The 13,242-nt window shown below is 57.0% G+C and carries 11 protein-coding genes; 3 read left to right on the top strand and 8 right to left on the bottom strand.

The window, feature by feature from the left end:
- Positions 1–30: 30 nt before the first annotated feature.
- Positions 31–915 (top strand): alpha/beta hydrolase, encoded by an 885-nt coding sequence (locus tag ACVDG4_RS10335; protein WP_447234984.1) that lies wholly within the window; start codon positions 31–33, stop codon positions 913–915.
- Positions 916–1,007: 92 nt separating this feature from the next.
- On the opposite strand, the gene ACVDG4_RS10330 is transcribed toward ACVDG4_RS10335, so the two are convergent.
- Together ACVDG4_RS10330 and ACVDG4_RS10325 are read right to left on the bottom strand one after the other, a co-directional pair.
- Positions 1,008–2,171, bottom strand: a complete 1,164-nt coding sequence (locus ACVDG4_RS10330) for a porin (RefSeq protein ID WP_447234983.1) — start codon at positions 2,169–2,171, stop codon at positions 1,008–1,010.
- A 130-nt stretch (positions 2,172–2,301) separates the two neighbouring features.
- Positions 2,302–2,769, bottom strand: a complete 468-nt coding sequence (locus tag ACVDG4_RS10325) for a nucleoside deaminase (protein ID WP_447234982.1) — start codon at positions 2,767–2,769, stop codon at positions 2,302–2,304.
- A gap of 160 nt (positions 2,770–2,929) precedes the next feature.
- On the opposite strand from ACVDG4_RS10325, the gene ACVDG4_RS10320 reads away from it, so the two are divergent.
- Positions 2,930–4,426: a pseudouridine synthase gene (locus tag ACVDG4_RS10320; protein WP_447234981.1), complete on the top strand. Its 1,497-nt coding sequence runs from the start codon at positions 2,930–2,932 to the stop codon at positions 4,424–4,426.
- The gene (gene rsmD, locus ACVDG4_RS10315; protein WP_447234980.1) at positions 4,423–4,983 is read left to right on the top strand and encodes a 16S rRNA (guanine(966)-N(2))-methyltransferase RsmD; all 561 of its coding nucleotides are present in this window, start codon (positions 4,423–4,425) and stop codon (positions 4,981–4,983) included. Before ACVDG4_RS10320 ends, rsmD begins: the two co-directional genes overlap by 4 nt.
- A gap of 12 nt (positions 4,984–4,995) precedes the next feature.
- On the opposite strand, the gene ACVDG4_RS10310 is transcribed toward rsmD, so the two are convergent.
- The 6 genes from ACVDG4_RS10310 to purD form a co-directional block, all read right to left on the bottom strand.
- Positions 4,996–5,859 (bottom strand): MBL fold metallo-hydrolase, encoded by an 864-nt coding sequence (locus ACVDG4_RS10310; protein ID WP_447234979.1) that lies wholly within the window; start codon positions 5,857–5,859, stop codon positions 4,996–4,998.
- Between the two features lie 192 nt (positions 5,860–6,051).
- On the bottom strand, positions 6,052–6,387 hold the full coding sequence (locus tag ACVDG4_RS10305) for a hypothetical protein (RefSeq protein WP_447234978.1): 336 nt from the start codon (positions 6,385–6,387) through the stop codon (positions 6,052–6,054).
- A gap of 116 nt (positions 6,388–6,503) precedes the next feature.
- Positions 6,504–7,430, bottom strand: a complete 927-nt coding sequence (locus ACVDG4_RS10300) for a patatin-like phospholipase family protein (protein ID WP_447234977.1) — start codon at positions 7,428–7,430, stop codon at positions 6,504–6,506.
- Between the two features lie 49 nt (positions 7,431–7,479).
- Positions 7,480–10,593 (bottom strand): putative bifunctional diguanylate cyclase/phosphodiesterase, encoded by a 3,114-nt coding sequence (locus ACVDG4_RS10295; protein ID WP_447234976.1) that lies wholly within the window; start codon positions 10,591–10,593, stop codon positions 7,480–7,482.
- Positions 10,594–10,882: 289 nt separating this feature from the next.
- Entirely contained in the window at positions 10,883–11,788 is a 906-nt protein-coding gene (locus ACVDG4_RS10290) for an alpha/beta fold hydrolase (RefSeq protein WP_447234975.1), read from the bottom strand.
- A 77-nt stretch (positions 11,789–11,865) separates the two neighbouring features.
- On the bottom strand, positions 11,866–13,137 hold the full coding sequence (gene purD / locus ACVDG4_RS10285) for a phosphoribosylamine--glycine ligase (RefSeq protein WP_447234974.1): 1,272 nt from the start codon (positions 13,135–13,137) through the stop codon (positions 11,866–11,868).
- Between the last annotated feature and the right edge of the window lie 105 nt (positions 13,138–13,242).

The raw sequence follows: 13,242 nt of genomic DNA, 5'->3' as shown, positions 1-13,242 counted from the left end.
GGCGAGATCGGCAGCCGTTTGGAGACCGGAATGACCGCAGAAGACAGCAACAACAGCACACCGCCTGCACCGGACGGCACGGGAACCGCGCGGAAGGTTGGCAGGACTGTCAGAAAAGGCCTGGTCGCTGGCGCGATCGCCTATGGCATTGTGGCCGGCTACATGTACCTCAATCAGCGGAATTTCGTTTTTGTGCCAACCGGTGAACTTGAATCCCCGGAAGTAAAAGGGCTGGAGAACGTCACCGTCGAAACGGTCTCAATGCAAGACGGCACCAACGTGACCGTTTGGACGTCTGAGGGGCGTGAAAATACGCCAATCGTTCTTTATTTCCACGGCAACTCCAGCAATTTGTCGACGCGCCACAAACGCTTTGCGCAGGTTTTGGACAGTGGTTTTGGGCTCTATGCGCCGAGTTATCGCGGCTATCCGGGAAGCGAAGGCGCCCCGTCCGAGGCTGCCTTTATTCAAGATGCGCTGGAGCATTTTGACAAGGCCTCGGCGGCTGGCCGACCGGTTATCCTGCACGGTGAGAGCTTGGGTACAGGTGTTGCCACTGCCGTCGCAGAACAGCGCCCGGACGCTGAGTTGCTCGTCCTGGAAGCGCCCTATACAGCTCTGGTCGACATTGCGTCCGAGCAATATCCCTGGTTGCCCGTGTCAGTGCTCATGAAGGATCCAATGCCGACGCGGGAGCGGATTCAGAACATTCAAAGCCCGGTTCTCATCGTGCATGGAACGGATGACCGGGTGATCCCTGTGGCGCACGGAGAACGCTTGTACGAGCTGGCGCCTGAGCCGAAGACACTCAAGATCGTTGAAGGCGTCAGCCACAGCGGTCTTTGGGGCAACGGTCTCTGGGACGCGGTCCAAGACGTTTACTGCGCCTCGAAGCTTGAAACGCGCACCTGTTGAGTTTGGGCGAAAACCCAAGCCGAACAGTGCTCAGGAATGTCCGTGTGCATCACGCACTGCGCGGCGGTAATGCCCGAAGTCTTCCTCGCGGCTCAAAACGTCTTCTGAACCCGAAGCGTTGTGTAGATTTCATCCGTATCGGAAAGTCCGGACGCTCTATCGAAATCGACGTTCCGGTATTGCATTTCAGCGCCAATATCCAGACTCGAAACCGGTGACCACACGAGATTTCCGGTCACAGTCCATTGATTGAAATCGTAACTGTCCAAGGCGGCATCGACGGTGTGGTAACCACCTTCCAGATTGGCCGTAACCGTGTCGGTTACGGCGTGACGCCAGCCCCCGGCAACGTTCCATGTTTTTGTTGTTTTGGTGGAGCCGCCAACATTGATGGCGTCGGTGATCCGGCCATTCCAACTGTCGAGTGGGAAACGGCTTGCGCCGTCAGAATAGCCCACTTGGAGAACAACTTTGTCCCGGTCACCAAGGAAAGGAACCTTGATCTCCGCGCCGGCTCCGACAGCCCAGCCCAGAGCAGATTCTGATGCCGTGTCGACGAAATAGACTTGGTGTAATGCGCCCATTATTTGCGCGGAACCCCAGGCCTGATCGATCCGGATGTTGGCGACAGCGTCTGGGATCTTAAAGCCGCCATACCCGTTGGCGTTCGGAGAAACCAGTTCCACCCGGCGGGAAACCGGACTTTCAATTGAAAGGCTGGCGGACACCCCGTTGCCGAATGCACGGGTATAGGCAGCAACGTTTGATTTGGTATCGGAGTAGGAGGTGACCCGGGCGCCGAAAGAATAACCTGTCCAGAAGTCCCAGAACGATTGAGCCCGGCCAAAGGTGAACCCGCCGAACTGGATGAAGCTGTACTCCAGCTCCAAGGAGTTAGAGCTGCTGTCGTTGTCGTTTGTCACGAAGACGGCGTTATAGGTCCGCAACAGCCCGTACTTGGTCGAAGTGCGCGAATCCAGATAGCTGTAGCCGCGGGCCCGGAACGTTGTTCCTGTTGCCGCCTTGTCTGACCAATTGTTCGGTCCACTGCCATAATTGTTCAGCCGGGCTTCAATACGAACGCGGCCTCCAACACGCATGCAGGTTTCCGTGCCCGGCAGGTAAAAGAACCGGTTGCCGTAGGCATCACAAATCCGCAGGTAGTCTATCGGTTCTGGTGCAACGGGAAGGTCGGCGGCAAATGCGGGACCGGCGAGCATCACCATGCTCGCTCCAAGGATGGCAGATCTGATCATGACGCGATGTCTCGATAGTTTAATGGTTCGCGAGCCGTTACCATAGCGTGTCTTGCATGACAGTTTTCAGCGTAGTCAGGGTGTTCGTGAATTCACCTGTGCTTCGTTGCAATTACGCAACAGAGTGTGGTCAGCGCCGGCCTTGGAAAAATCCTTTTAAGAGAGCTGCCGATTGGCGTTCTCCTATACCGGCATATGTCTCAGGGGCATGGTGGCAAATAGGCTGGCAGAAAAAGCGGGTTCCGTGGTCGACAGCGCCGCCCTTTTCGTCTCTGGCACCATAATAAAGCCGGCGGATCCGGGCAAAGGAAATGGCGCCGGCGCACATGGCGCATGGTTCCAGCGTCACATAGAGATCGCACTCCGGAAGCCGCTGGGAATGTAGCGCGGCACAGGCCGCGCGGATAACCAGGACTTCGGCATGTGCGGTCGGGTCGCTCAGTTCCAGGGTCCGGTTGCCGTCCCGGGCCAAGATCTCCCCGTTGCGCACCAGAACGGCACCCACGGGGACTTCACCGCGTTCCGCAGCCGCCGCAGCTTCCTCCAGGGCGATATCCATGAAGGTCTTTTCGGCAAAGTTGTTGTCTTGAGAGGTCATGCCGTCTTTTCCATATCCGCCGTTTTAAGGCGGTACGGGGCATCCGTCAGCTGCAAAAGTACGAGAATTTGGGTTCCGGATACCGTCTTCGGGTACGATTACTTTGAAATGGTGAAAACAAGCGATTCCCGAACGCGTTCTGCTCTGCTATGACGCGCCTATGACGACAAAGAAATTCCCTCCTAAACGGTCTGGCCCGGACAACGGCCGGAACCGACCCAAACGCGCAGCAGACAACCGCGGTCCGCGCAAGCCGGCGCCGCGCAAATCCGCTCCCAAAGCCGGCGAGGCGGGTGACGCACCGCGCGTGACCATTCCTGACACAGACAGCGGCGAACGTATCGCCAAGGTCATGGCCCGTGCCGGCTTGTGCTCCCGCCGGGAGGCTGAGACCTGGGTCATGAACGGCCGGGTCGAGGTCAATGGAAAGGTATTGACCACGCCAGCAGTCACTGTCACCGGCAAGGACAAGGTTCTGGTGGACGGCGAACCTCTGCCGATGCGCGAACGGACACGGCTGTGGCTCTACCACAAGCCGCGCGGCCTGGTGACGACTAACAAAGACCCGGAAGGCCGGCCGACCGTGTTCGACCGCCTGCCGGATGATCTTCCGCGGGTCTTGACCGTTGGGCGTCTCGACATCAATACCGAAGGCTTGTTGCTGCTAACCAATGATGGTGGTCTTGCCCGGGTCCTGGAATTGCCTGCAACCGGTTGGCTGCGCCGCTACCGCGTGCGCGCCTTTGGCAAGATTACACAGGCCGAACTTGATACCTTGAATGACGGTGTGGCGATTGACGGCGTGCTCTATGGCGCGATCGAGGCGACACTGGACAAGGAACAGGGCGGCAATGTCTGGATGACGGTTGGTCTGCGAGAGGGCAAGAACCGCGAAGTCAAACGTGTCCTTGAACATCTGGGGATGTCGGTCAACCGGCTGATCCGCCTATCCTATGGTCCATTCCAGCTCATGGATCTCGCCGAAGGCGATGTACGGGAAATTCGCGGCCGTGTTCTTCGCGACCAGCTGGGAGATGCCTTGGCGGAAGAGGCAGGCGCCGACTTCGATGCACCGATCTTCCATATGCCGAAGCAGGAAGAGGACAAGAAACGGTCCGGTCCGCGTGGCGGTGGCCGGGATGGCTCCTCGGAAAAAGGTCAGGGCAAATGGCTGACCGCGCGTGAGGGCAAGTCGGCGACAGATCGAAAGAAAGCCTCGCGGAGCGACGACGGTGGCCCAAAACAGGGCAAGCGGAGAAACGAAGGGCCACGCCGGGAGAAAGTCTCACCGCGGTCAAAGTTCCGCATGACGTCCGAACCGCGGTTTCGCAAGGATTACAACGAAGAGCGTCCGACCTTGCCGCAACGCCGGATTTGGGGAGATGAAGGCCTCGTTGAGGACAAACAGCAGGAGCGTCGCACAAACCGCGACAAAGGTGATCGGAAGGGCGGACCTCGCGAAGACCGTCCGTTCCGCGGCGACCGGCCAGAGCGCGGCAATCGCTCAGATCAAGGTGGACGGTCAGAAGGGCGGGATCGCGCAGGCCGTGGTGACCGCCCGGATCGGGGCGACCGGTCAGGCCGCAGTGGCCGTCCAGACCGTGGCGGCCGTCCGGATCGCGGTGGCCGTCCGCCGCGCCGCGGAGACCGTTCGTGAGAATAGTTGCCGGACGTTTCAAGGGCGCTGCATTGGCAGCGCCCAAGTCAAATGCCACGCGGCCGACCAGCGACCGGTTACGCGAAACTGTCTTCAATATCCTTGCGCATGGGCTTGAGTTCGAGATTGATGGATGCCGGGTCCTCGACCTTTTTGCCGGCACAGGAGCGCTCGGTTTTGAGGCCATCAGCCGTGGTGCGCGGCACTGCACCTTTATCGAAGAAGCCGCTGAACCGCGTGGTGTCATCCGCCGGAACATGGAAAGCCTCGGGCTCAATGGCGCTGCCAAGATATTCCGGCGGGATGCGACCAAGCTCGGCGAACCGGGAACGATTGAACCCTTCGATTTGGTTTTCGCTGACCCGCCTTATGACAAGGGGCTGGGAGAGCGGGCACTCGTTTCTGCTGCGACAGGTGGATGGCTGAAGCCAGGCGCGATCTGCATTCTGGAAGAGCGAGGCTCCGCGGACGTTGATGTCCCGGAGGGGTTCACGGAACTAGACCGGCGCAAGGCCGGTGACAGTCAGGTTCTGTTTTTGCGGTTTGATCAGGAGTAATCGCGTTCTGATCTATGCTCCGCCGGGCATCATGATGTAGACCGTTTTTTCCGCTGGCAGGGTGCTACGGCTCACGGTCACACTTGAAGTCTCCGCACGGACGATCCGGTAGCCCTGTTCCGTTGCCCTGCCCATGAACGCCGGAAGGGCCCCAGCGAAATGAAAATGCATCGGAATGATCATCGACGGACTGATGGTAGCCAGCACATCCATAAGGCTGTCGAGCCTGAGGGTCGAAGAGTTGTCAATGGCGGCGAAAACGACATCAATCTGCCCAAGGCGCAGCAAATCGTTTTCCGTCAGCCGGTGATGCAAATGCCCCAAGTGGGCGAGGCACAAATCCGCGGCTTCAAAGATAAAGATTGAGTTGCCGAGCCGGCGGCTCTCCCCATCCCAGCCACGAATGTTGGTCTGAATGTTTCGAACGCGAACATCGCCAACAAAGATATCATGATCCATCGGCCCGCCGTTCCGGTTCCAGCCATACAGAAGATGTTCGATGTTCGGGTCCGGATTTAGCGAGTAGTGGGTGCTGTGGGCCCCGTTCATCGTGGCGATCGTCGGCGGAAGAAACGGACGGTAGATGTCATTGTAATCGGTTGCGATGCGGATCCCCTGAGGGGTTTCCAGCTCGAAGGTAGAATGCCCGATGTAGCGAATGCTGACTTGATCTGGCTCCAGATTGGCGTTCCACACCCGGACTTCGCCCGGTCGCAACGGCTTGTACGGGGCATCAGCGACGACCTGGCAGATCGCCAGAGCAGGGCCAGCAAAGAGAAGAATTGCCGAAAAGAAGGTGAGAAGGAACGCCGCATTGCTTTCAAAGCGTCGACGAGACCAGGTAGCCGGTCGGATGCAATGGATGGACTGCCACATGCTGAACGATCCCCACTCGCGAGTGTCACCCAAATAATACTAGGCTTTCAGGCAAGACCGGCAAGGAATTATGGGTGATCGCGAGGAATTTGATCGGTTGGACAATCATTTGCCCAAAGAAAAGGCAACCGGCCTGTTGGACGGTTGCCAGGTGGGGGCAGGTGGGAGGAAGGACCCGCCCCGGAAACTCAATCAAACGATGTGAAGGCTGACCGGCGGTCTTGTGCCGCGGGGGCGGGTCTTCAGGTCGTCAGTGGCCGCACCGGCAGTTTTGGATTGCAGATAGATCATTTCGCCGGCTGTTCCGGCTTCTCGGACGAGGTCGGATTGTTCGCATTGGGCGGCAAGTTGAAGGCCCAGACTGCGCAAATGGGCGCGCCGGTAGCAGTAAACTGCCATTGCAGCGCGTTGCGCTGCTGGCCATTGGCCAGTGATCTCAGCCGTCGCGTTCAGGGCAGAATCCAGAAGTTTCTTCAGGATGTCATCCGTGACGGGGCAAGTCTCTAAATCTGCGGATCCCTTTGCCATCGGTATTGCTCTACTCCTCGGTTCATAGAGAAGGATCGCGAAATTCAGTTAATTGAGTCTTAAGTATCCACAGTCGGTAAATTAAGCGAGGGAACTTTCTTGAATAGTATTTGAGATTATTTGATGGAATCGCTTGTTGTATTTAGCAGTTCTGTCAATTTGGCCCGTGTCACACCACGTAAGGTTTCGGACTTTTCCAGAATTGCACCCGCTTTCAGAAAATCGAGGACGCGGGTATTGTCATGCTGCGGGCGGATCAGGATATCCGGTTGATCCAGTTTGAGTTTTTGTGCTGTGATTGTCTGCATCAAGATTTGCGAAGATCCGAAAATCGAGTCCAGCATGCTGATGTCAGCCGGATTTGAACGCGGAACCGGGGCGCCGACAACGTCAACTGCGACCACAAAATCGCACTCTTCCCGCAAGCCGTCGAAGGGCAACGGATTTACAACACCTCCGTCGATCAGAAATCTTCCCTGATGCCGGACAGGACGAAAAACGGCTGGAATCGAAATAGAGGCTGCAATAGCGGGTAGCAGCGGGCCGGTTTCGAAATCGACCTCAGTGCAGCCGAAATAATCGGTTGCCAGGATTCGCAAGGGGACATCGAGGTCTTCAAATCGGGGTGGCAGATGCTCGGCGACAAAGGCGTCCAGCACACCGACGGGGTCGAATTGAACCGGCCCGGCACGGAAGAGGTCCCGGATGCGTTTGGGGCCAAGTTTCCAAAAGCGCGATAGGACTTTATTGCTGTCGGCAAACAAATCCAGAGCGATGGCGCGCAGGTCCTCACCGCTGTGCCCGGCAGCATAGCCTGCCCCAAAGATCGCACCGATAGATGTTCCGGCGATTTTGTGGGGTCTGATCCCCAAATCGTCAAACGCTTCAAGAACGGGAATGTGGGCAAGGCCCCTTGCTCCGCCGCCGCCAAGGGCCAGGCCGATCTTGGGATACGACGCGTTTTGCAGCATGTGGCCTGATGCCTCTGTTGATTGTTCGGCGGGTGTCGGAGACGTATTGTCGCTCAACGGCCCGTTGGCCACTCGTTGCCTGATCATAACGTCAGCAGTGTGACGGTGTGATGGGCAGGTCCTAAAACACGAAATAAAGGTCTTCTGCGGTTTCCGACATCCAGTTGGTAGCGTCTTCAAAACGCAGGGGCTTGGCAATGAGGAAGCCCTGGACTGCAAAGTCGCCCATCATGCGCAGGCGGTCATATTGCTCTTCCGTCTCGACACCTTCGCAAACAACCGAAATATTGAGCGAGCGGGCCAGATGGATCAGCTGGTTGATCAGGATTTCTTTGCGGTCATCTTCCAGCAGCTGCTGGGTAAACGAGCGGTCGATTTTCAAACCGTTGATGGGAAGATCGACCACGTGAGTGAGTGAGGCATAGCCGGTGCCGAAATCATCCAGCTCCACATGCACGCCCATTTCATAAAGATCCTTGAGCGTCGACAGGTGACCTGATTTGTGGTCGTCCAAGAACACCGATTCCAAGACTTCGGCTGTGATCCGTTCTGGTGCCAGATCATGCCGCTCCATAGCGGTTTTGAATTGATCGAACAGCATGCCAGAGGACAGGTGCGCCGGAGAAACGTTTACCGAAATCCGGCCGAAATCCAGTCCCGCATCCTGCCAGGATTTGGCTGCCGCAAACGCCTTGTCGAGAACAATTTCGCCAAGAACGGCGGCAAAACCCGTCTTTTCAACGACGGGCAGGAATTCCCCTGGAGAGACGACGCCGCGCTCCGGATGCTGCCAGCGGACAAGGGCTTCGACCCCGACGACCTTGTGCGTGCGCATGTTGACTTGTGGCTGGAAGACCAGGAAGAACTCGTCGCGTTGAGCTGCCATGTGCAACTCGCGTTCAAGTTCCGCTTCCTTGTCGTTCACGGACTGCAGGTCGGATGAATAGAATGTAAACCGGTCCTTGCCGCTGTGTTTGGACCGGTAAAGCGCAAGGTCCGCATTCACCAGAAGTGTTTCAAAGTTCGTGCCATGGTCCGGGCACAGGGCAATCCCCATGCTGACGGTCGGCCAGAAGGTTGTGCCGTTGAACTCCATCGGGGCACGCATCAGCCGGCGTGCGCGCTCACACAATTCGTTCGGATCGGAGTCTGAGGAATTGGCCAGAATAACAAACTCATCGCCGCCCCAACGGTAGGGCGTCCCGAGCCCGCGGCTGACTTCGCGCAGGCGGCGTCCTGTTTCTGCAAGGCAATAATCACCCGCCAGGTGCCCAAGCGTGTCATTGACCCGTTTGAAATTGTCCATATCAACATGGATGAGGAATGCCGGCTTTTTGGTTTTGGCGAACCGCTTTCCGGCATCGCGCTGACAACCGGCGCGGTTCGAGAGTTTCGTCAGAGGATCAAAATAGGCAAGGCGCTCAGCGCGTTCCTTCGCGTCCCGGGTTTCAGATTCGCGCTGAACCCGCTCCGAAATGTCGTTCGCCATGGCGACGATGCGATTACGGCCCTGGTCGCGCACCATCTGGATCTGGAAATCGACCGGATAATCTGTTCCATCTTTCCGGCGCTGTTGGGCCTCGCCCGTGATATTGGCCTCTGTACCCTCAGCCAAAGGCACGAGTTTCTCAGCAATGGTAGAGCGGCTAAACTCCTGATTGATGTCCCAGAGCGTCAGATTTTGCAGCTCGGTCAGTGTGTAGCCGAGATTCGTAATCGCGCAGGCGTTTGCGTATTCAACTTGGTAGGTATCGGCGTTGAGGACATAGATCTCGTTGAGCGACGTCTCGAGGATCTTTGCCATCAGCGTGTTCTGGCGTTCCGTGTTGGACCGTTCCGTAATGTCGTGGACAGTGCCGATACCCCGGACGCTCCGGCCATTTTCGCCTTTGAAGACACGCCCTTTGGTGTGGATCCGTGCTAGCGAGCCATCAGCTCTCAAGATCGAATGCTCCAGATCAAAAGGCTGGCATTGCGCGAGAGCATGATGAATGACTGACTTGACCCGGGGCAAATCGGTTGCTGGCACGCGCTCGATCAATCGCTCAAGCAGGTTGCCAGACGCTGTCGTGGGCGAAATACCGGTAATCCGGAAAAACTCTTCCGAGGCAGAGATCTCTTTCGTGCTGAGATCGCACTCCCAGCTTCCGATTGAGGCAATCGCTTGAGCCTCAAGAAGCTGGGCACGGCTGCGTTCCAGTTCCTTGGTGTTGGAACTGACAGCTTCTTCCAGGCTGGACCATGTGCGGCCAATTCGGCGTTGAAGCCGGGCCAGGAGCCGCTGCATGACAACCCAGGCAAGGATCGCGAAGCCCAAGGAGACAAGCAGCACGACGAGGGTGGTTTTGAAAAAGGCGTTTGCAGCAGCTGTAACGTCCCGCTGCAGCATGATTTTCGAGCCCGGCGCAGCATTCGCCAATGGAAGAGCGAGGCCCTCGGTCATGAGAACCGTGTCATCTTCCTTGAACAGCAATGGAACATCGGCTGATGCTGCTTGTGGGTTCTGCTCGTTGGAACCGACGGTGGACACAGCGGTCACCGGCCCGCCGGTTTTGAGGATCTTGCCGTTAACGGCAGAACTCAAATGCATCAGATGGGTTTCGATACTGGAACTTAAATCCAGATAGCCGAGCAGCCGGCCCTCATGCACGAAAGGTTCCGTGCTGCGAACCACAATGGTTCCAGCCTGATCGTATTCGAGGCTGTTGGAGACACGCGGCGCACTTGCATGATCGTCGTCTCCGGTCATGTCAGGCGAGGTCTTCAAAGCGGCTGCCGTAGGACCTTTTCGGTACAGAACCGAACGATCAGGTCCATAAACTGCCAACCGGTAAGGTCCCTCTTTGCCGTTGAAGGTTTCAAAAGCACGCTCTACATAAAGCGCAACAGATGCGGGATCATTCTTGACCATCGCCGAAGTTAGATTGTTATCGGACGTCAAACGGTCTGTGAGTGTTGCAAGAGCCTGGGCATTGCGCTGCTGTTCCTGATGGACCAGCTTTTTGGAAGCGGACTGCACTCGATCGAATGGAACTTGCAGCCGTGCGATTTCAGTGACGATGTTCTGGAGCGTTAGAATGCAAACGATGAGGGCCAGAAAACCAATAAAGACAGCTTTAAGCGGGCGTTCAATCCGAGCGCCATCGTCGCTCCATTGAGCGGCGATGTGATCCAACCGGGATTCCACAGTATCGAGAAAATGATATCCGGACCGTTTCACTTCGGTGTCCCGCATACTCCGCTCAACCACGCCAAATCTTCAACCGTTGCGTACGGTTGCCCCCCGCATCTCGTCAGGCACTATCCGTAAATTCCGGCAGCCCAGATGGCGCCAATCAGATAGGAAGAGTCCCTGCCATAATTATCGATAGCGGGTATTCGTTAAATTGCATTGAATAAGAGTGTTAAGAAAATTAAGGACTTTCACTGAAAAGCACTGCATTTTAACAGCTTAACACCATGCGCATTTAAGCTCAGCAAGTTTGGTTGAAGCTGGAATTTGATTTTTTATACTTTGGTATTTTCTACAAGGAAAAGAATTCGAGTATCTCCTGCGCGATTTCTTTTGGTGACTCTTCCGGTAGGAAGTGTCCGCCCTTAATTGCCTTGCCTTTGGCGTGAGGACACCACGTCTGCCAGGTCGCCAGCGGATCTTCGATACTGGCCGCAATTCCCTGTTCGCCCCACAACGCAAGAAACGGTAGAGAGATGGTTTTATTTGTCCGAAGGTCCTCCGCATCATGATCGTAATCGATATGTGCCCCGGCCCGGTAGTCCTCGCAGCTCGCCGCGATGCGCGCCGCATCTGAAAACCAAGCGCGTGTGTGCTGAAGCGCACCCTCAGAGAAGGGCGACAGGTCCTTTGCCGCGCTCCAGCTTGCGAGCTTGTGCTCCAGAAACGGGATTGGGTCGGCGGCAATCATGTTTTCAGGAAAGGGCGCCGGTTGGGCCAAAAACGCCCAATGATAGATCTTCAGTGCGAAGGTACGGTCAAGATGGTTCCAGTAGTCAAAGGTCGGCAGGATATCGAGAACCGCAGCGCGAGAAAGCCGATCGGGCATGTCCAGCGCCATACGATACACCACACGCCCACCCCGATCATGCCCAACCGCCCCAAACTGGTCGTGGCCAAGATGTGCCATAACCTCGGCCATGGTCTGCGCCATCGTCCGCTTGGAGTAGGCGGCATGATCGTCACTCAAGGGCGGGATGACGGACTGCCCGTATCCTGGAAGATCCGGCATCACGAGCGTGAAGGACTTGGCAAGGTCCGTAGCGATCTTGTGCCAGATGACATGTGACTGCGGATAGCCGTGCACCAGCAAGAGCGGCGGGCCATTGCCGCCCGTCCGGCAGAAAATGGGCCCTTGCGCAGTTTCAACGAAATGGCTTTCGAAACCTGGAAACAGGTCTGGCAGTGTGTCGCCCACAGTATCCTCCCAACATAAGTCGTCGGGAGGAGCCTATTTATCTGAGACGTTTATGGCTATCGGTCTATTGGGTTAATTCAGTTCTCACGCGCAACGGCGCGCCAGCCGATATCGGACCGGCAAAAACCATATGGCCAATCGACTTTCGACACAGCCTTGTAGGCAGCTTCCTGTGCGTCCTTCACCGATGTACCAAGCGCCGTAACGTTCAAAACGCGGCCGCCATTTGCAAGGATCTTATCGCCATCGGACTTTGTTCCGGCGTGAAAGACTTCTGCTTCATTTGCCGAGATAGCATTCAAGCCTTTGATCTCCGTGCCCTTTTCATAAGCGCCCGGATACCCCTTGGCAGCCATAACAACGGTCAATGCAACATCATCGTGCCAGTCGGCTTGGGATTGATCGAGTGTGCCGTCCGCGCTGGCAATCATCAGGTCCAGAAGATCGCTTTTCAGGCGCATCATCAGCACCTGGCACTCCGGATCGCCAAAGCGCGTGTTGTATTCGATCAGTTTGGGGCCGTCCGATGTGATCATCAGGCCCGCGTAGAGAACGCCCTTGAATGGTGTTCCACGTTTGGAAAGCGTCGCGATTGTCGGCTCGATGATGGAACGCATCACCTCTGCAACCAGAGCATCGGTGAGAACCGGAGCCGGAGAGTAGGCGCCCATGCCGCCCGTGTTAGGGCCTTCGTCGCCATCAAAGGCGCGTTTATGATCCTGCGCCGTTGCCAGAGGCAGAGCGTTAATGCCGTCAGACAGGACAAAGAAGCTCGCTTCTTCGCCTTCTAGGAACTCTTCGATCACGACTTCCGAGCCCGCTGCACCGAACGAGCCATCAAAACAATCCGAAACAGCGTCTTCCGCATCCGCAAGTGTCATGGCGACCACGACGCCTTTGCCGGCTGCCAGACCGTCCGCCTTGATGACGATGGGGGCGCCTTTTGTGCGCACGTAATCCAGGGCCTCCGCAGCGTTGTCGAACCGGCCATAACTGGCCGTCGGGATGTTCGCTTCATCGCAGACAGCCTTTGTAAAGGCCTTGGAGCCCTCGAGCTGCGCAGCGGCCTTGCTTGGACCGAAGGCCTTGATGCCCGCCGCTTCCAGATCATCCACCAACCCGGCGACAAGCGGCGCTTCCGGGCCGACGACAACAAACTCGATCTGCTTGTCACGACAAAAGGTGATCACGGTTGCATGGTCTGAAACGTCCAGATCGGAGAGTTCTGCATGTGCGGCAATACCGGCATTCCCAGGGGCCGCATAAAGCTTTGTGAGCTTCGGGGATTTCGCCAAGGCCCAGGCAAGGGAGTGCTCGCGGCCACCGGATCCGATCAGGAGAACTTTCATGAAATGCCAATCTCACATGCATCAACAAGAAGGGGAGCGGATGTCGGGGCCGGCAGGGCCGCTTCCGCAAGTCAGGCGCGGTCTAACATGCCGGCGCCGGTGCCG

The sequence above is a fragment of the Roseibium sp. MB-4 genome (assembly GCF_053005265.1).
Note: the sequence above shows the minus strand (reverse complement) of the source record. Positions and strands in the feature narration are given on the sequence as shown.